General features: G+C 48.6%; 9 protein-coding genes, 1 tRNA gene, 4 pseudogenes and 2 other annotated features. Of the genes and pseudogenes, 6 read left to right on the forward strand and 8 right to left on the reverse strand.

Annotated elements, in window-relative coordinates; translation table 11 throughout:
* Positions 1-7 precede the first annotated feature (7 nt).
* From mtfA to QUF14_RS12505, 3 genes and pseudogenes are all read left to right on the forward strand, one after another.
* Positions 8-805: a DgsA anti-repressor MtfA gene (gene mtfA / locus QUF14_RS12495; protein WP_001302302.1), complete on the forward strand. Its 798-nt coding sequence runs from the start codon at positions 8-10 to the stop codon at positions 803-805.
* A gap of 100 nt (positions 806-905) precedes the next feature.
* Positions 906-981 (forward strand) — tRNA-Asn (locus tag QUF14_RS12500).
* Between the two features lie 161 nt (positions 982-1142).
* A pseudogene (locus QUF14_RS12505) lies at positions 1143-1313 on the forward strand (Arm DNA-binding domain-containing protein); the annotation flags it as partial.
* On the opposite strand, the pseudogene QUF14_RS29035 reads toward QUF14_RS12505, so the two are convergent.
* The 4 genes and pseudogenes from QUF14_RS29035 to QUF14_RS12520 all read right to left on the reverse strand — a co-directional run.
* Positions 1308-1428 (reverse strand): annotated as a pseudogene (locus tag QUF14_RS29035) (phage integrase N-terminal domain-containing protein); the annotation flags it as partial. The pseudogenes QUF14_RS12505 and QUF14_RS29035 sit on opposite strands and share 6 nt — an antisense overlap.
* Positions 1425-2638 (reverse strand): IS3 family transposase gene (locus QUF14_RS12510; protein WP_371829233.1). Its coding sequence is split into 2 segments (ribosomal slippage): positions 1425-2350 and positions 2350-2638, totalling 1215 coding nucleotides; the frame shifts between segments, so codons are not numbered across the junction. The gene QUF14_RS12510 and the pseudogene QUF14_RS29035, both read right to left, overlap by 4 nt.
* Positions 2241-2357: a sequence feature (AL1L pseudoknot), on the reverse strand. (Overlaps the previous gene by 117 nt.)
* A 51-nt stretch (positions 2639-2689) precedes the next feature.
* Positions 2690-2758 (reverse strand): phage integrase N-terminal domain-containing protein, encoded by a 69-nt coding sequence (locus tag QUF14_RS12515; protein WP_283936783.1) that lies wholly within the window; start codon positions 2756-2758, stop codon positions 2690-2692.
* Positions 2759-3209: 451 nt separating this feature from the next.
* On the reverse strand, positions 3210-4367 hold the full coding sequence (locus QUF14_RS12520; RefSeq protein WP_100733676.1) for an MFS transporter: 1158 nt from the start codon (positions 4365-4367) through the stop codon (positions 3210-3212).
* An 85-nt stretch (positions 4368-4452) separates the two neighbouring features.
* Between QUF14_RS12520 and QUF14_RS12525 the strand changes: the two genes are divergently transcribed.
* Positions 4453-5666 (forward strand): IS3 family transposase gene (locus tag QUF14_RS12525; RefSeq protein WP_371829233.1). Its coding sequence is split into 2 segments (ribosomal slippage): positions 4453-4741 and positions 4741-5666, totalling 1215 coding nucleotides; the frame shifts between segments, so codons are not numbered across the junction.
* Positions 4734-4850 (forward strand) — a sequence feature (AL1L pseudoknot). Its footprint overlaps the gene before it by 117 nt.
* Before the next feature lie 154 nt (positions 5667-5820).
* On the opposite strand, the pseudogene QUF14_RS12530 reads toward QUF14_RS12525, so the two are convergent.
* From QUF14_RS12530 to QUF14_RS12540, 3 genes and pseudogenes are all read right to left on the reverse strand, one after another.
* Positions 5821-6267, reverse strand: a pseudogene (locus QUF14_RS12530) (acylphosphatase); the annotation flags it as partial.
* Positions 6209-7240: a hydrogenase expression/formation protein HypE gene (gene hypE / locus QUF14_RS12535; RefSeq protein ID WP_000060073.1), complete on the reverse strand. Its 1032-nt coding sequence runs from the start codon at positions 7238-7240 to the stop codon at positions 6209-6211. The pseudogene QUF14_RS12530 and the gene hypE, both read right to left, overlap by 59 nt.
* The gene (locus tag QUF14_RS12540) at positions 7237-7836 is read right to left on the reverse strand and encodes a cysteine hydrolase family protein (protein WP_001132834.1); all 600 of its coding nucleotides are present in this window, start codon (positions 7834-7836) and stop codon (positions 7237-7239) included. The genes hypE and QUF14_RS12540 overlap by 4 nt, the downstream gene beginning before the upstream one ends.
* Before the next feature lie 226 nt (positions 7837-8062).
* Here QUF14_RS12540 and QUF14_RS12545 point away from each other — a divergent pair, with 226 nt between their 5' ends.
* Together QUF14_RS12545 and QUF14_RS12550 are read left to right on the forward strand one after the other, a co-directional pair.
* Positions 8063-8941 (forward strand): LysR family transcriptional regulator, encoded by an 879-nt coding sequence (locus QUF14_RS12545; protein ID WP_000014150.1) that lies wholly within the window; start codon positions 8063-8065, stop codon positions 8939-8941.
* A gap of 767 nt (positions 8942-9708) precedes the next feature.
* A pseudogene (locus QUF14_RS12550) lies at positions 9709-17697 on the forward strand (Ig-like domain-containing protein).
* 378 nt (positions 17698-18075) lie between these two features.
* Here the strand turns inward: QUF14_RS12550 and QUF14_RS12555 are convergent.
* Positions 18076-19146, reverse strand: a complete 1071-nt coding sequence (locus QUF14_RS12555; protein WP_000477871.1) for a glycosyltransferase family 9 protein — start codon at positions 19144-19146, stop codon at positions 18076-18078.
* Positions 19147-19323: the final 177 nt, after the last annotated feature.

Here is a 19323-nt window from a genome sequence, read left to right on the forward strand (position 1 = left end):
CAAAACGATGATTAAGTGGCCCTGGAAAGTACAAGAATCAGCACATCAAACTGCCCTTCCCTGGCAGGAAGCACTATCGATTCCCCTTTTAACGTGCCTGACAGAACAGGAACAAAGCAAACTAGTCACTCTTGCTGAACGTTTTTTACAGCAAAAACGGCTTGTTCCCTTACAGGGCTTTGAGCTGGATTCATTAAGAAGCTGCCGGATAGCACTTCTATTTTGCCTGCCCGTTCTGGAGTTAGGACTGGAATGGCTGGATGGTTTTCATGAAGTCTTAATTTATCCTGCGCCATTTGTGGTCGATGACGAATGGGAAGACGATATCGGTCTGGTGCATAACCAACGTATTGTTCAGTCAGGTCAGAGCTGGCAGCAAGGGCCTATCGTTTTGAACTGGTTGGATATACAAGATTCTTTTGATGCTTCTGGTTTTAACCTGATTATTCATGAAGTCGCTCATAAGCTGGACACCCGTAACGGCGATCGCGCCAGCGGAGTTCCCTTTATTCCGTTGCGTGAGGTTGCCGGCTGGGAACACGATCTTCATGCTGCAATGAACAATATTCAGGAAGAAATCGAATTGGTTGGCGAGAATGCGGCGAGCATTGATGCTTATGCTGCCAGTGATCCTGCTGAGTGTTTTGCTGTACTTTCTGAATATTTCTTTAGCGCCCCAGAACTTTTTGCTCCTCGTTTCCCTTCATTGTGGCAACGTTTCTGCCAATTTTATCAACAAGATCCTTTGCAGAGACTGCATCACGCTAATGATACAGACTCGTTTTCGGCGACGAATGTTCATTAATTAACAACTTTGCAGATTAATTAACCAATTGAAATGACTTATGAAATTTAGTGTTGACAGACAAGGTACCGCTAAGTAACATGCGCCCTGTTCACACGATTCCTCTGTAGTTCAGTCGGTAGAACGGCGGACTGTTAATCCGTATGTCACTGGTTCGAGTCCAGTCAGAGGAGCCAAATTCAAGTTTTCATGCTTATCTGTACATCTCTATTTGTTTACGGTTCAGTAAGTTAGCGTGAAAATCCTCCCCGGTGCGTATCTGGTTTTCTCTCCGCATCGGGATAATTTGGTGGTCAGATCTGGGGTCAGTTTGGTTCGATTCTGGAGTGACCCCCAAATGTCTTTAAACGATTCTAAAATCCGCAAGTTAAAAACCTCTTCCCGTCCGGTAAAACTCTCCGACTCTCACGGTCTGTATCTGCTCGTCAATCCGGGCGGTTCACGCATCTGGTATCTCAAATATCGTTTCAACGGAAAAGAATCCAGAGTCAGTCTTGGCGCATACCCGCCGGATCTGGATGTTCAGTTCGCGTAAATGCTCACTGAACCGTTTTGTAATATGGATACGGTCATTTACTGAACCGCCCCGGGTTTCCTGGAGAGTGTTTTATCTGTGAACTCAGGCTGCCAGATCATTGTTTCCGATGGAAGCATAATAAGCTTTTTCTGCTTCTGCCGGAGGAGTATGGCCCAGCCTTCCCAGCAATCGTCGATTGTTATACCAGTCCACCCACGTTAGTGTGGCCAGTTCCACTTCTGCACGGTTTTTCCAGCTCTTACGGTGTATTACCTCCGCTTTGTAAAGACCATTGATGCTCTCAGCCATCGCGTTGTCATACGAGTCGCCTGTACTCCCTGTTGATGCCAGTAATCCGGCTTCTTTTAGTCGCTCCGTATAGGCCAGTGACACATACTGAGAGCCTTTATCGCTGTGATGGATGGTGCCAGACGGACGACGGGCCCACAACGCCTGCTCCAGCGCATCCAGCACGAATGTCGTTTCCATAGACGATGAGACCCGCCACCCCACGATGTATCCGGCAAACACATCAATGATAAACGCCACATAGACGAAGCCCTGCCATGTGCTGACGTAAGTAAAATCAGCCACCCACAGCTGGTCAGGACGTTCTGCCACGAACTGACGGTTTACGCGGTCACCTGTGGCAACGGTTTTCCGGCTGACGGTAGTGCGGACCTTTTTACCCCGGAGAACACCGGCAAGTCCCATAACCGCCATGAGGCGCGCCACTGTACATCTGGCCACCCTGATTCCTTCCCGTAACAACTGACGCCAGACTTTACGCACACCGTACACCTGATGATTTTCATCGTATACGCGCTGTATCTCTCTCTTCAGCCAGTCATCGTGCTGCGCACGGGCACTGCGTTTATCCGGATGATGTCGCTGTTGCTGACAATGGTAATACGTTGACGGGGCAATATGCAGTTCGCTGCATACCGGTCCGACCCCGTACTGCTCACGCAGCTTATCCAGCAGTGGCATCATTTTTTCCAGAGGCGGTCGAACTCCGCCTTCGCAAAATAAGCGGAAGCCTGGCGAAGGATATCGTTACTGCGGCGCAGTTCACGATTTTCACGTTCCAGCTCTTTCAGACGCTGACGTTCAGCGCTGGTGAGCCCACCATCACCGCCCCCGGTATCCCGCTCATGCTGGCGAACCCAGACACGCAGAGTCTCCGGCGTACAGCCAATCTTTGGGGCAATGGAACAAATTGCCGCCCACTGTGAGTCATATTCATCCTGACTTTCCAGAACCATACGAATCGCCCGCTGACGGACTTCGGGGGAAAAACGAGTATTTTTAGTCATCCTGTTTACCTCTTTCTCAGGGAGTTTAGTCTCCAGGATTTCCGGGGCGGTTCATACCGTTTTGAAGCTGCCGCCTGCTTTCTTCGTCAGGGCCTTCATTTCACTACTTAATTTGCTCATGACTACCCTCTACAACCAAAAAAACAGTCTCCGGCATGTGCTTTTTGGCTGCGCCAGAACGATACCTTCACGTCGAAGTGGCAGTTTGTTGAGGTTTAGGGAGTTTCAGGCTGTACGCGGTACAGACTGTCTGACGAAACAGGGGTGTCTCCGGGGCGTCGTGCCCCCCCTCGGTATCGATCTTTTTCTCCTTTACTCTGAACTGACAGCGGCCCCAAAGGACATGTCAGGCGGCGAAAGGCAGATATGCTAGTCCGCCGGCATCATGCCGCCACCTCATCAATTAGTTTCACGCCCCTGGCGATACGTATCCCGCAGGACGCCCTCAGTTCATCGGCAAAATACCAGGCAGATCCGCCAACAGACCGCGCACTGTCTGTACGGCCTGTGATGACAATACGCAGGAAAGTAAAATTTGCGTCAGCGTTTCACAGTATTTGCCAGGCAGAAATTACAACGCTCCGGTATTCTGGTGTTTGTTTGAGGCTCGCTGCCGCTGTACAGAGATTTCTGCCCCCCGAACCAGTGGTGCCAGCAAAAAGATAATTCCCGACATGAAAGCTAGTCCGCAATAAACCACTGGAAAACCGGTTATTTCCGCAATATAGCCAATAGGCGCAGGGGCCATTAGCGTGCCTAAATACCCAATGGTTGTGGCAATGCTCATTCCTGTGTTGGTGGAAATATTGGGCTGATTTCCCGCTGCGGAAAAGACAATGGGCACAAGGTTGGCGATGCCGATTCCCGCTAAGGTAAATGCGCAGATCGCCTGCCAGGGATTGTGTGCCAGTGCGCTCAACAATAGGCTAGCGCCTGCCAGTAAGCTGGAGATTCGTATAATTAATATTGCGCCGAAGCGGTTGCGGATCACGTCACCCATAAAGCGAAACAAGGCCATTGCTACAGCAAAGCAGGCGAAGGCAAGGCTGGCGATTTCTGTTTTTGCATTGAGATTTTTAATCAAATAGCGTGACGACCAGTCAACAACAGCGCATTCAGGGATCATGGCCAGAAAAGCCATCAATCCAATCAGATAAATCGCCGGAGAACGAGGCAACCGGGTGGTCTGTCTGCTGGTGGATTTAACCGTCTGTATGTCTTTAAAAATGGCCGGAGCGATAATCAGCGTCAGTATTAAGGCCACGGCACTAATCAAAAAGATATGCGTCAAAAAGCCAAATTGTTCAACAAGATGGCCGCCTATCGAGCCCGCCGCAAATAGGCCGATACTCCAGAAGCAATGGCAGGAGGATAAAATCGCTTGTGAGAGTGATCTCTCCACCGCCACGGCATTCGAGTTCATCGCTACATTCATGGCACCAATCATCGCACCAAGAACAAATAACGCTGGCATCAACACTAATGGGGTGGTGGCTAAACCAACCGGAATTAATGCCAGGGAGGCTGCAAGGGCAAAAATACGCGTTACGATTTGTGTCCCCATCTTTTCCATCAGAATGCCTGATATGGGCATCATGGTTAGTGCACCGAATCCGAAGATCAGAATTAAATGGCCGATCACTTTGTCGGTCACGCCAAAGCGTGGTACAAGCTGTGCAATTTGCACAGCCCAACCTCCGGTGACGAAGCCATTGATAAAAAATAGCATAGTGACAGCCCAGCGTCCCTTCTGTGTGATATGAACCGCCCCGGAAATCCTGGAGACTAAACTCCCTGAGAAAGAGGTAAACAGGATGACTAAAAATACTCGTTTTTCCCCCGAAGTCCGTCAGCGGGCGATTCGTATGGTTCTGGAAAGTCAGGATGAATATGACTCACAGTGGGCGGCAATTTGTTCCATTGCCCCAAAGATTGGCTGTACGCCGGAGACTCTGCGTGTCTGGGTTCGCCAGCATGAGCGGGATACCGGGGGCGGTGATGGTGGGCTCACCAGCGCTGAACGTCAGCGTCTGAAAGAGCTGGAACGTGAAAATCGTGAACTGCGCCGCAGTAACGATATCCTTCGCCAGGCTTCCGCTTATTTTGCGAAGGCGGAGTTCGACCGCCTCTGGAAAAAATGATGCCACTGCTGGATAAGCTGCGTGAGCAGTACGGGGTCGGACCGGTATGCAGCGAACTGCATATTGCCCCGTCAACGTATTACCATTGTCAGCAACAGCGACATCATCCGGATAAACGCAGTGCCCGTGCGCAGCACGATGACTGGCTGAAGAGAGAGATACAGCGCGTATACGATGAAAATCATCAGGTGTACGGTGTGCGTAAAGTCTGGCGTCAGTTGTTACGGGAAGGAATCAGGGTGGCCAGATGTACAGTGGCGCGCCTCATGGCGGTTATGGGACTTGCCGGTGTTCTCCGGGGTAAAAAGGTCCGCACTACCGTCAGCCGGAAAACCGTTGCCACAGGTGACCGCGTAAACCGTCAGTTCGTGGCAGAACGTCCTGACCAGCTGTGGGTGGCTGATTTTACTTACGTCAGCACATGGCAGGGCTTCGTCTATGTGGCGTTTATCATTGATGTGTTTGCCGGATACATCGTGGGGTGGCGGGTCTCATCGTCTATGGAAACGACATTCGTGCTGGATGCGCTGGAGCAGGCGTTGTGGGCCCGTCGTCCGTCTGGCACCATCCATCACAGCGATAAAGGCTCTCAGTATGTGTCACTGGCCTATACGGAGCGACTAAAAGAAGCCGGATTACTGGCATCAACAGGGAGTACAGGCGACTCGTATGACAACGCGATGGCTGAGAGCATCAATGGTCTTTACAAAGCGGAGGTAATACACCGTAAGAGCTGGAAAAACCGTGCAGAAGTGGAACTGGCCACACTAACGTGGGTGGACTGGTATAACAATCGACGATTGCTGGGAAGGCTGGGCCATACTCCTCCGGCAGAAGCAGAAAAAGCTTATTATGCTTCCATCGGAAACAATGATCTGGCAGCCTGAGTTCACAGATAAAACACTCTCCAGGAAACCCGGGGCGGTTCACACAGGTTGGACATAAAGGGAATTTACGCATAGTGCTCTGGGCACGATCGTAAGGCATACCAAGAATAATGGAATAGCGCGGCCCACAATTGGTGCAATTGGTGAAAGCGTAACGATAACGATGATTATCAGGATCGCTTATCTCGCGCAGGCAATCGCTGCAGACGTTGGTATCTGGCGGGATAATCGTGTCCATGCTGGTATGATCGCGGCTTTTACGGATGCTGAACGTTTCATAGTGCGCTCTGGTATCCGTTGGGCTAACTTCCTGCGTACTGATGATTTTTGCCAGTGGTGGTGCCTCGGTCACCAGTTTGTCCATGATTCTGGCAATAACCGTGCCGGATGCCTGCAGCTCAAGCAACACGCCTTCTGAATCGTTTAACACCCAGCCGGTGGCACCATAGGTGCGGGCCAGTCGGTGAACAAAGGGACGAAATCCAACGCCCTGAACGACCCCACAGATGCGGTAACGCCGGGTTTCCGGCGTCTCGTGAAGCTCAACAGAGTCTGGGTAATTCTGCGCCATATAATTCCTCGACTTCTGTGTGTGTTCCATCAGCTTCAATCATATAGACTTCAGTACCCGAGACAGCGGTGATCTCGCCGATAATTGTCGCGTGCTTGCCGACAGGATGCTCCTGCAGCAAATGTAGTACCTTCTGAGCATACTCAGGTTCAACAAACAGGCACAAACAACCTTCATTAGCGAGATTAATGACGTCAACACCCAGCATATTAGCTGCCATGGCGGTTTCCGGCTGTATGGGCAAAGATGGCTGGTCGAAATGAATCTGATAATTTGTTGCGCGCGCATGTTCGTGTAAAACAGCGGACAGCCCACCGCGCGTAACGTCTCGCATTGACGCTATTTTGCCTTCAGGGATGTTGCTGATGAGTTTGTCAATAATGTGGTTCAGCGGTGCGCAATCACTAAGAATATTTCGCTCGAACCCCAGTCCTTCCCGCATCGACAGCAGGTGAATCGAGTGATTGCCGATATATCCGCTCAGAATTATTTTCTGCCCCGGACGCACGTTCTTAACTGAGACTGGCGGATGTTCAAACACGCCGATGCCAGCAGTATTGATAAACAGCCGATCTGCTTCACCTTTGCCTACGACCTTGGTATCACCAGCGACAATCTTGACCTCTGCCTCACGAGCCGTTTCACGTACGGACTCGATGATTCTGACCAGATCAGCCATCGGCATACCTTCCTCAATAATAAGACTGAGTGTGATGTAAAGGGGACGAGCCCCACTGACAGCGAGATCGTTAACGGTGCCGCAGACGGCGATTTTGCCAATATCACCGTTGCCGAAAATCAGCGGCGTGGCAACAAAGGAGTCGGTGGTGAAGGCAATTCGCCTGGTGGATAACCCCAGCACCGCGCTATCTTCCATCACGCCCAGATAGGTGTCACCGAGAATGCTAGCAATTTTTTCAACCAACTCGCGGCTTAATTTCGCCCCGGTGCCATGATCCAGTACAACGACCTCTTCATGATTTAGCGTCTGGGTTAAGCTCATGATGCTTCCCTTTCGCCGCGCTCAGGCAGATCGTTCTGTTTTTGCAATATTGATAAAATTTCCGCAGAAGGTGCTACAGTTGCGCAATAGCTGGCAAGCCACTCGAGTGCACGCTCTGTATCTTCGGACGAAGGAGCGAACACGCAGTCGCCCGGTACCCAGACGTTATAGCCGCGAAAGAAGGCATCCGCTGCAGTGGTCTGCACGCAAACATGAGTTTGCAACCCGGTAACGATTACGGTTTTTACCCCGAGTTGCTGGAGGATTTCGTCGAGATCGTTATTAAAAAAACCGCTGTCTCTGCCCTTGACTACAACCAGATCTGTGGGGCGGTATACTTTATCGATAATCTGGTTTTCCGGGCGACCAGCTAGTGCAGGAATGCCCGCTTCGCGGTTGCGATAGCGCTTTTGTACCGCCGGGTCATTAGGATCGTTGATAAGTTGCAGGTGGATAATGGATTGATCCAGAGCGCGAATGCCATCGAGAAACTGATTAAACTGGACGAGTTTTTGCGCCAGAATTTCTGGAGAGCGTGTTATTTTGTAGGTAAACTCATACTGCAGGTCATTAGTGAGAACGGCAATATTTGGCATAAATATTTAATCCTTATTGTATTTATATAATTAATGTTTTTGAATGATTTATGAGGTCAATTTTTATAAATAACCTGCGCATTAGTGAGTGTTAAATAGAACCAAGAGCAGCAGGTATGGCGTTTCTGAGTTTGACAAACCAAGGGGATCTCGGCGTAAATCATTTTACGCATCATGTCATCTGTTGCGAGTATTTGTATAATTCCAATTTTTCAGGATTCAATAAATGTCAGGAATAGATATAAGGCTGCTGCGTGCATTTGTGACACTGGCGGAAAAGGGAAACTACAATAAAGCTGCAGAAGCTTTATTTCTGACACAACCTGCGCTTTCAAAGCAGATCAAGATGCTCGAACAGAAGACCGGAGGGCAGCTTTTCCTGCGTGGTCGCCACGGGGCAGTGTTGACGATGGTTGGCAGGCAGTTGTTTGCTAAAGCTTATGAGTTGCTGAAATCCCACCACGATTTTTTAACCTACGCCAGAGAAATCCAAAAGGGGAGTACGGGTAAACTGGTGCTCGGATTTGGTATATCTTCGTTTAAAAGCACACCAGTTTGGATTAACACTTTTCGCCAGAAATTTCCCGACTGCGACGTTGTTATCAGCCAAATTGCCTCCAGCGTACAAGCTAGGATGTTGATGGAAGGTGAACTGCATGCTGGTTTTGTTCGTATGCCGGTAACAGAATTATTGGCCTCTCGCTTAATAAATAAAGAAAATCTGGTGTTGGCTGTCCCGGTAGCCGTCGATATTGATCCCACCGATCTCCAGCGTACGCTGGCAATCTATCCGATTTTATGCATGGATCCAGCGGTCAGCCCTTGTCTGGCGGAGCAAACGACTGCGTTCCTGCGGGATAATGAACTCATCATTGAGCCAATCTCTGCGACGAATGATATTCATTCCCTGCTAGCATTGATAGCCGGAGGGAATGGTCTCGCGCTGCTACCCGCCAGCGTCGAGAATTTTTTACCTGTAGGAGTCAAGCTGATTACTCTGTGGGGAAAGCAGATCATATGGAACATTGGTGTGGCATGGAATCCGAAAATCGACAACCAGATGCGGGATGAGTTCCTGCAGATTGTCACGCATTATTTACCGTAAACGCGTTCGAAACGTCGGGGCATTTTAGAGTGAAGGCGAACTGGGATTTGGTACATTACAACGCAATTGCCTTGCAAGCCAGCACCCGACTTATTGATTATCATGCACGGTAGTGCCAGAGTGGATAACAGGTGATGTTTGTCGTCGGATCTGTAATAAGTTATTGCGATTGTAGGTACAGCTATCTTCACAGGTTAATTGATTGTAAGTGAAGCTAAAGGTGCTACTGAGTAAACTTCAAATGTTACTTTAAAATGGTGGTCATTCTGGTGGTCTTGACAAACTCAAATTTTTTTAGCTTTACCAATCAGCCTGTTAATGGCTACGGCGATCCCAGTCAGAGGAGCCAAATTCTAAAAATTCGCTTTTATCGTGCAATGCAACTCATCTACATTAAGCATTGATTCTTTAACGAAGAGCGGGTTTGTCATCTTAAGCGCCCTCGACCTTATGGTTGGGGGCGTTTTGTTATGGACGCCGTCTACAGCTTTCCTGTCGAGAGTGAGAAGTTACGGTTATTTTTGTGCCACATAACCTTCTGCTGGCAAAGAGTTCAGCACTATCTTCTCTACTCCGTCCCTATATTCGTCACCATTGCTCCCTCAATTATTAAACTGAGTTATTCAGTAGTCTCCCCTCTTGCAACTCACACCCAAAACTGCTTAACGAAAAGTTATTAATTTTCAATCATATTGCTATCAGGATTTATATTTTTTCGCTGTGCTAGAAAGGGCGCATTTATGTTAGCTCGTTCAGGGAAGGTAAGCATGGCTACGAAGAAGAGAAGTGGAGAAGAAATAAATGACCGACAAATCTTATGCGGGATGGGTATTAAACTACGCCGCTTAACTGCGGGTATCTGCCTGGTAACTCAACTTGTGTTCCCTATGACTGCGGCAGCACAAGGTGTGGTAAACGCCGCAACCCAACAACCAGTTCCTGCACAAATCGCCATTGCAAATACCAATACGGTGCCCTACACCCTTGGAGCGCTCGAATCGGCCCAAAGCGTTGCCGAACGTTTCGGTATTTCGTTGGCTGAGTTACGCAAACTCAACCAGTTTCGTACGTTTGCTCGAGGTTTTGATAATGTCCGCCAGGGTGATGAACTGGATGTCCCGGCACAAGTTAGTGAAAAAAATTTAACCCCGTCGCCGCGTAATAGCAGTGACAACCTTGAGCAACAGATAGCCAGTACTTCACAGCAAATCGGGTCTCTGCTCGCCGAAGATATGAACAGCGAGCAAGCGGCCAATATGGCGCGTGGATGGGCCTCTTCTCAGGCATCTGGCGCAATGACAGACTGATTAAGCCGCTTCGGCACCGCAAGAATCACGCTGGGCGTGGATGAAGATTTTAGCCTGAAGAATTCCCAGTTCGATTTTCTCCATCCATGGTATGAAACGCCTGATAATCTCTTTTTCAGCCAGCATACTCTCCACCGTACTGACGAGCGTACGCAGATTAACAACGGCTTGGGTTGGCGTCATTTCACTCCCACATGGATGTCGGGCATCAACTTCTTTTTCGACCACGATCTTAGCCGTTACCACTCCCGCGCCGGCATTGGCGCGGAGTACTGGCGCGACTATCTTAAATTAAGCAGTAACGGCTATTTGCGACTGACCAACTGGCGCAGCGCACCTGAACTGGACAACGATTATGAAGCACGCCCGGCCAATGGCTGGGATGTACGCGCAGAAGGCTGGTTACCCGCCTGGCCGCACCTTGGCGGTAAACTGGTCTATGAACAGTATTATGGCGATGAAGTAGCCCTGTTCGATAAAGACGATCGGCAAAGTAATCCTCATGCCATAACCGCTGGACTTAACTATACCCCCTTCCCGCTGATGACCTTCAGCGCGGAGCAACGCCAGGGTAAACAGGGCGAAAATGACACCCGTTTTGCCGTCGATTTTACCTGGCAACCTGGCAGCGCAATGCAGAAACAGCTTGACCCGAACGAAGTCGCTGCACGGCGTAGCCTTGCAGGCAGCCGTTATGATCTGGTGGATCGCAACAACAACATCGTTCTGGAATATCGCAAAAAAGAACTGGTTCGCCTGACCCTGACAGACCCCGTGACAGGGAAGTCAGGAGAAGTGAAATCACTGGTTTCGTCGCTACAAACTAAATATGCCCTGAAAGGCTATAACGTCGAAGCCACCGCTCTGGAAGCTGCCGGTGGTAAAGTGGTCACAACGGGTAAAGATATTCTGGTTACCCTGCCTGGTTACCGGTTCACCAGTACGCCAGAAACCGATAACACCTGGCCGATTGAAGTTACCGCTGAAGACGTCAAAGGCAATTTGTCGAATCGTGAACAAAGCATGGTGGTCGTTCAGGCACCTGCGCTAAGCCAGAAAGATTCCTCGGTATCGTTAAGTACCCAAACATTGAGTGCGGATTCCCATTCAACCGCCACACTGACTTTTATTGCTCATGATGCAGCTGGTAATCCTGTTATCGGGCTGGTGCTCTCGACGCGTCATGAAGGTGTTCAGGACATTACCCTTTCTGACTGGAAAGATAATGGTGACGGAAGCTATACCCAAGTCCTGACCACAGGAGCGATGTCTGGCACGCTAACGCTGATGCCACAGCTGAACGGTGTGGATGCGGCTAAAGCCCCCGCCGTGGTGAATATCATTTCTGTTTCGTCATCCCGAACTCACTCGTCAATTAAGATTGATAAGGACCGTTATCTCTCCGGCAATCCTATCGAGGTGACGGTAGAACTGAGAGATGAAAATGACAAACCTGTTAAGGAGCAAAAACAGCAACTGAATACTGCAGTCAGCATCGACAACGTGAAACCAGGAGTCACTACAGACTGGAAAGAAACTGCAGATGGCGTCTATAAGGCAACCTATACCGCCTATACCAAAGGCAGTGGACTTACTGCGAAGCTGTTAATGCAAAACTGGAATGAAGATTTGCATACCGCTGGATTTATCATCGACGCCAACCCGCAGTCAGCGAAAATTGCGACATTATCTGCCAGCAATAATGGTGTGCTCGCCAATGAGAATGCAGCAAATACCGTCTCGGTCAATGTCGCTGATGAAGGAAGCAACCCAATCAATGATCATACCGTCACGTTTGCGGTATTAAACGGATCGGCAACTTCCTTCAACAATCAAAACACCGCAAAAACGGATGTTAATGGTCTGGCGACTTTTGATCTGAAAAGTAGTAAGCAGGAAGACAACACGGTTGAAGTCACCCTTGAAAATGGCGTGAAACAAACGTTAATCGTCAGTTTTATCGGTGACTCGAGTACCGCGCAGGTTGTTCTACAGAAGTCGAAAAATGAAGTGGTCGCTGACGGCAATGACAGCGCCACAATGACCGCTACAGTCCGGGATGCAAAAGGCAACCTGCTCAATGACGTCAAGGTCACCTTCAATGTTAATTCAGCAGAGGCGAAACTGAGCCAAACCGAAGTGAATAGCCACGACGGGATCGCCACAGCCACGCTGACCAGTTTGAAAAATGGTGATTATACGGTTACGGCCTCTGTCAGCTCTGGTTCCCAGGCTAGTCAACAGGTGAATTTTATCGGTGATCAAAGTACTGCTGCCCTGACCCTCAGTGTGCCTTCAGGTGATATCACCGTCACCAACACAGCACCGCAACATATGACTGCAACCTTGCAGGATAAAAATGGCAACCCACTAAAAGATAAAGAAATCACCTTCACTGTGCCAAACGACGTCGCAAGTCGGTTCTCGATTAGCAACAGCGGAAAAGGCATGACGGATAGTAACGGGGTTGCAATCGCCTCCCTGACCGGCACGTTAGCGGGCACGCATATGATCACGGCTCGTGTGGCTAACAGCAATGTCAGCGATGCACAGCCAATGACGTTTGTGGCGGATAAAGACAGAGCGGTTGTCGTTCTACAAACATCGAAAGCGGAAATCATTGGGAATGGCGTGGATGAGACGACGCTGACAGCAACAGTGAAAGATCCTTTTGATAACGTGGTTAAAAATCTGTCAGTAGTCTTCCGCACCTCTCCCGCAGACACGCAACTGAGTCTGAACGCGCGTAATACTAATGAGAACGGTATTGCTGAAGTTACCCTTAAGGGCACGGTTTTGGGTATTCATACAGCCGAAGCCATACTGCTTAACGGCAACAGAGATACGAAGACAGTCAATATTGCGCCCGATGCCAGCAACGCGCTAGTCACGCTGAATATCCCTGCTCAACAGGTGGTGACGAATAACAGTGACAGCGTGCAGCTGACGGCGACGGTGAAAGATCCGTCGAATCATCCGGTGGCGGGAATAACGGTGAACTTCACCATGCCTCAGAACATCGCGGCAAACTTTACCCTTGAAAATAACGGCATTGCCATTACCCAGGCCAATGGCGAAGCGCATGTCACCCTCAAAGGCAAAAAAGCGGGCACGCATACGGTTACCGCAACGCTGGGTAACAATAATGCCAGCGATGCGCAACCAGTCACATTCGTGGCGGATAAGGACAGCGCAATTGTCGTTCTGCAAACATCGAAAGTGGAAATCATTGGGAATGGCGTGGATGAGACGACGCTGACAGCAACAGTAAAAGATCCTTTTGATAACGTAGTAAAAGATCTACCGGTCACCTTCAGTACCGATCCGGCTGATACTCAACTTAGTCAGAGCACGAGCAACACTAACGACAGTGGTGTTGCTGAAGTTACCCTTAAGGGCACGGTTTTGGGTGTTCATACAGCCGAAGCCACACTGCCTAACGGCAATAGCGATTCGAAGACAGTTAATATTGCTCCCGATGCCAGCAACGCACGGCTCACGCTGAACATCCCTGCTCACCAGGTGGTGACGAATAACAGCGACAGTGTGCAGCTGACAGCTACAGTGAAAGATCCGTCGAATCATCCAGTGGCGGGTATAGCGGTGAATTTCACCATGCCACAAGACGTCGCGGCAAACTTTACCCTTGAAAATAACGGTATTACCGTCACCCAGGCCAATGGGGAAGCGCATGTCACCCTCAAAGGTAAAAAAGCGGGCACGCATACAGTTACCGCGACGCTGATTAATAACAATGCCAGTGATTCGCAGCCGGTAACATTTGTGGCAGACAAAACCTCGGCTCAGGTTGCCCTGCAGATGTCAAAAGATGAGATCACGGGTAATGGCGTCGATAGTGCAACGTTAACTGCAACGGTTAAAGACCAGTTCGACAATGAGGTGAACAATCTTCCGGTAACATTCAGCTCAGCCTCTTCAGGCCTCACCCTCACCCCAGGGGAGAGTAATACCAATGAGTCTGGCATCGCGCAGGCCACTCTCGTAGGCGTTGCCTTTGGTGAGCAGACGGTCACTGTATCACTTGCTAATAATGGTGCCAGCGACCACAAAACTGTGCACTTTATTGGCGACACAGCTGCGGCAAAAATTATTGGGTTGACGTCTGTCCCAAACAGCATAATCGCTGGTACCCCGCAGAATAGCACCGGCAGCGTCATCACCGCGACAGTCGTTGATAATAATAGCTTTCCGGTGAAAGGTGTAACTGTGAGTTTCACCAGCAGTACAAACTCTGCTGAAATGACGAATGGCGGCCAAGCCGTAACGAACGAACAGGGTAAGGCAACCGTCACTTATACCAATACCCGTTCCTCGACAGAATCAGGAGGGAGGCCGGATACCGTTGAGGCCAGTCTGGAAAATGGTAGCTCCACGCTTAGCACATCAATTAATGTCAACGCTGATGCGTCTACGGCACATATCACCTTGTTACAAGCACTTACTGATACAGTCTCCGCAGGCAACACGACCGATCTGTATGTTGTGGTAAACGATAATTACGGAAACGGTGTACCCCAACATAAGGTGGCCATCAGCGTTTCGCCAAGTGAAGGTGTGACCCCCAGTAATAACGCTATATATACTACCAACTCCTACGGCCATTTTTACGCAAGCTTTACCGCTACAAAAGCCGGGGTTTATCAAGTGACGGCAACGCTCGACAATGGCGATTCGATGCAACAAACAGTGACCTATGTGCCGAACGTGGCGAATGCTGAAATCACGCTGGGAGCCTCAAAAGATCCGGTGATTGCCGACAATAACGATCTCACGACATTAACAGCAACAGTCGCAGATACAGAGGGCAATGCGATAGCCAACACTGAAGTAACATTTACTCTCCCGGAAGATGTGAGGGCAAACTTCACGCTGAGCGATGGCGGTAAAGCGGTTACTGATGCTGAAGGCAAAGCGAAAGTCACACTGAAAGGTACAAAAGCAGGAGCACATACCGTGACAGCAGCGATGGCTGGCGGTAAGAGTGAGCAATTGGTGGTGAATTTTATTGCGGATACGCTCACAGCGCAGGTTAATCTGAACGTTACCGAGAACAACTTTATCGCCAATAACGTTGGGATGACCCAACTTCAGGCAACGGTGACTGATGGACACGGCAACCCGTTAGCCAATGAGCCGGTGACATTCACACTACCGGCAGATGTGAGTGCAAGCTTCACTCTTGGAGAAGGCGGTTCCGCCATTACTGACATCAACGGCAAGGCGGAAGTTACACTGAGCGGTACAAAATCCGGCACCTATCCCGTGACGGTCAGCGTGGACAGTTATGGTGTCAGTGATACGAGGCCGGTGACTTTGCTTGCCGATGCGAGTACCGCTAAACTGGCTGATTTTACCGCATCATCAAGCTCATTAATCGCCAGCACAACCGAGGGGGCGACCCTGACGGCAAGTGTCACTGACGCTTATGACAATCCATTAGAAGGCATCAAGGTCAATTTCCGCGGCTTATCCGCCACGCTGAGTAACACCACCGCTGAAACAGATGCTCAGGGTAAGGCAGAAATTCTTGTAACAAGCACCATTGCAGGGACGAAAATTGTTGTGGCTAATCTGGCAAATGCACCTACAGACACCATCATGCAAACGTTGACTGTCAAAGCAGATGCTGATTCTGCGACGATCACCAGTCTGGAAATGCCTGAAGGTCAGGTTATGGTCGCAACCCCCCTGGCGGTTAAAGCGCACGTCGACGACCAGTTTGGCAATCCAGTTTCTGAACAGCTTGTGACATTCAGTGCAGAGCCGTCATTTTTTAACATGGTCATTAGTCAGGATACGGTCTCTACGAATACACAGGGTATAGCCGAGGTCACCATGACGCCCAATAGATACGGTTCGTATACTGTGCAAGCATCCCTGGCGAATGGCTCCTCTTATGAGAAGGACCTGGTGGTAATCGATTTAAAACTGACACTCACAGCATCAAGTCCACTTATCGGCATCAATGACCCATTAGGTTCAACTCTGACAGTAAGGCTAACCAATCCAAATGGGGCCCCAGTGAACAATGAACTCGTTACCTTTAGCGTAACGCCAGAAGATGCAACGTTAAGTAGCGGAACAATGAAAACCAATCCTTCCGGGGAGGCACAAGTCGTTCTGACCAGCAATAAAGTCGGTACGTATACGGTTACAGCATCTATCACTAGTGGCGTAATTATTCAGGCGCAGACAATCGTGAAAGTTACTGGCAACCAAAGCACAGCCCATGTGGTCAGCCTGAGCGCTGATCCGTCAACTATCACTGCCAACGACAGCGATATCAGCACGCTGAAGGCTACTGTTGAGGACGGCAGTGGTAACCAAGTCGAAGGCGTCAATGTGAACTTCGCATTAAAAAGTGGCTCTGCCACATTAGGGTCATTAACAGCGGTGACCGATCAACACGGATTTGCGACAACCACCGTGAAAAGTGCGCGAACTGGGAGCGTAACTGTTAGTGCAGGAACGAGCACAGGTGCAACGCAAACAGCTAATATAACGTTGGTGGCTGGCCCAGCAGACACCTCGCAGTCCGTCCTTATGAACAATCGGCCATCACTGAAAGGTGACTTTATCGATAGTGCTGAACTACAACTTGTTCTGCACGATATATCAGGCAATCCGATCAATGTTTCTGAAGGGATGGAATTTGTGCAGTCAGATACCAACGTGCCCTATGTGCAAGTTAGCGCAATTGACTACAGTAATAATTTCTCCGGCGAGTACAAAGCCACCGTTACAGGCGGTGGAGAGGGTATTGCAAAGCTGATCCCCGTGTTGAATGGTGTTCATCAAGCTGATCTGAGTACCACAATACAATTCACTCGCGCACAAAGTAAAAAAATGAGCGGTACAGTGTCAGTCAATGGTGTTGACCTACCGACAGACTCATTCCCTTCTCAGGGATTCACCGGGGCGTATTATCAGTTGAATAATGACAACTTTTCCCCGGGCAAAACGGCGGCTGATTATGAGTTTTCAAGCTCTGCCTCCTGGGTCGATGTTGACGCTACCGGTAAAGTGACATTTAAAAATGTCGGAAGCAGTTGGGTAACGATTACAGCGACGCCAAAATCAGGAGGCCCTGGCTATATATACGAAATCCGGGTGAAGAGTTGGTGGGTAAACTCCGGCGATTCTTTCATGATATACAGCCTTGCTGAAAATTTTTGCAGTAGCAATGGCTACATGCTTCCCCGTGCAAGCCTTTTAAGTCAGGGTCGTTCCCGAGGTATAGGGACATTGTACAGTGAATGGGGAGATATGGGGCATTACATGAATGAAGCCGATTTTTATTCAGATATGTATTGGTCATCTAGTCCCGCAAACTCCAATGAACAATACGAAATTTCCCTGGCAACAGGTGAGCAAAGCGTAATGGCAAAACTTGGATTTTCTCATGTGACATGTTATAAAAACATTTGATTGTTGATTTTTTATAGAGTGCTCCATTAGGGGCACTCGACTTTACAATCCCTCTCTGTTTATCGTAAGACAGTCGAGCCCCCTTTTTTTTGAATAAATGCTTGAAACATGGAAGGACCATCTATTCTACGGCAGCGGGAAACAAAGTATATGAGCTATTTTTGATAGCTATCATTTTTGCTATTTAGTCAAATCACGATAATATTTAGCTAATTACATCAGTGCAAGTCATAATAATGTATGGCAGTTAACGGGGATTTAAGTTCAGGTTGCCTTATTATTCGGTGAGTATTGCTTTGATTCAAAGGCTTTTTTTGTGGTGATTGACCAACCTCAGGGTATTAATGTCCCCTGTTCAGCATAGATCGGCATTACCTTCTATACGTAAGTACTGACACATACTCTCTCCAGAGCACTTTTTAGCGCCTTTCCGAATTCATCCAAACTTATATGATCAATTTTTTGCCCAACGACCACTGACTCCGAGATATCTGCCATCGCAGGCCACCGCGTTTTGTAATCAGCATAAATTGCAACGACGGGGGTATTATAGGCACTTGCCATATGTAATATTGAGGTATCAGGGGTTATTGCGATATAAGCATCTTTTATGATTGCTGCTGAACGTTTAATCGAGGGTGATAAGGATAGCCGGTAGACATTATTATAACAACCCGCTAATTTCCGGGCTTTATCTTCCCCTTTTGGTCCATGAACAATGACTATTGGCATATCATTATTACTTTGAATTTTGGCGATGAGTTTCTCAGCTACTGATAACGAAAATGTGCGTTCCTGCACGCTGCCATCTAAATTAAGCGCAATGTAAGATCCTAAAGTGCACAATTCCTCACGTACTTCATTTATTACCTGCTCGCTTAATGGTAATTCATATATTGGCCTGACTGCAGGATAACCCGCTTCACGCATCATAAACGCCCATGTCATGGGTACGGGAGCCCGGAGATGTTGATCCATCCGGGAGGCGTTCTTACACAAAGGGGAATAGCACTTCATGGTTAAACCGACAACCTGAAAATTCGTTTTTGCTTTCAACTGACTTATAAATAACATCGTTTTCAGGTTCTTTTTACGCATTGCCTCTATACAAAGATCCGGCGTACCGTATCGCTGTGTTATGTTCTTCGCTAAATCTTTTATTTCTTTTAATGTTGCGTGATCCTGCATAGTCATTGTTACTAATGTTAATTTAGTCTGTTCAAGTTTGAGCGCATTAAAGACTTCTAAATTAATAGTCGAAGTAACAATTAAAAGATGCTTGATTTTATGCAATTCAAGCGCCCGAATCACTGGAAAGATAGCCATAGCATCGCCAATTTGATCGGGAATGTGGATGACAACAAAGTCTGTTTTTCCAACATTGAAATTATTAGCTTTATAATCGTAGTAACTAAATGCAATACGTCTCAACAATGATGCTAAAAACATACCTAACCTCGCCTCCCTACTGGTTAAAATGCAATGCAGTCTATCAGAATCATCAGGGTGCAATTTTGTGCATATGCGGACTTTTATGTTTCATATCTCAAAACTGTAGGTGCTCTGCTCAATCCTTATGCAACTCCTGCGATTTCATCTTCTATCGAATTTTTCATGTTGCCGTTA

Source organism: Escherichia sp. HH091_1A, assembly GCF_030295175.1.
In the GTDB taxonomy this organism is placed as follows: Bacteria; Pseudomonadota; Gammaproteobacteria; order Enterobacterales; family Enterobacteriaceae; genus Escherichia; species Escherichia coli_F.

What these genes read in the sequence shown, in the direction of transcription:
- mtfA (WP_001302302.1), top strand. Translation starts at nt 8, where the DNA reads ATGATTAAGTGGCCCTGGAAAGTACAAGAATCAGCACATCAAACTGCC.
- QUF14_RS12520 (WP_100733676.1), bottom strand. Translation starts at nt 4,367, where the DNA reads ATGCTATTTTTTATCAATGGCTTCGTCACCGGAGGTTGGGCTGTGCAA.
- hypE (WP_000060073.1), bottom strand. Translation starts at nt 7,240, where the DNA reads ATGAGCTTAACCCAGACGCTAAATCATGAAGAGGTCGTTGTACTGGAT.
- QUF14_RS12540 (WP_001132834.1), bottom strand. Translation starts at nt 7,836, where the DNA reads ATGCCAAATATTGCCGTTCTCACTAATGACCTGCAGTATGAGTTTACC.
- QUF14_RS12545 (WP_000014150.1), top strand. Translation starts at nt 8,063, where the DNA reads ATGTCAGGAATAGATATAAGGCTGCTGCGTGCATTTGTGACACTGGCG.
- QUF14_RS12555 (WP_000477871.1), bottom strand. Translation starts at nt 19,146, where the DNA reads ATGTTTTTAGCATCATTGTTGAGACGTATTGCATTTAGTTACTACGAT.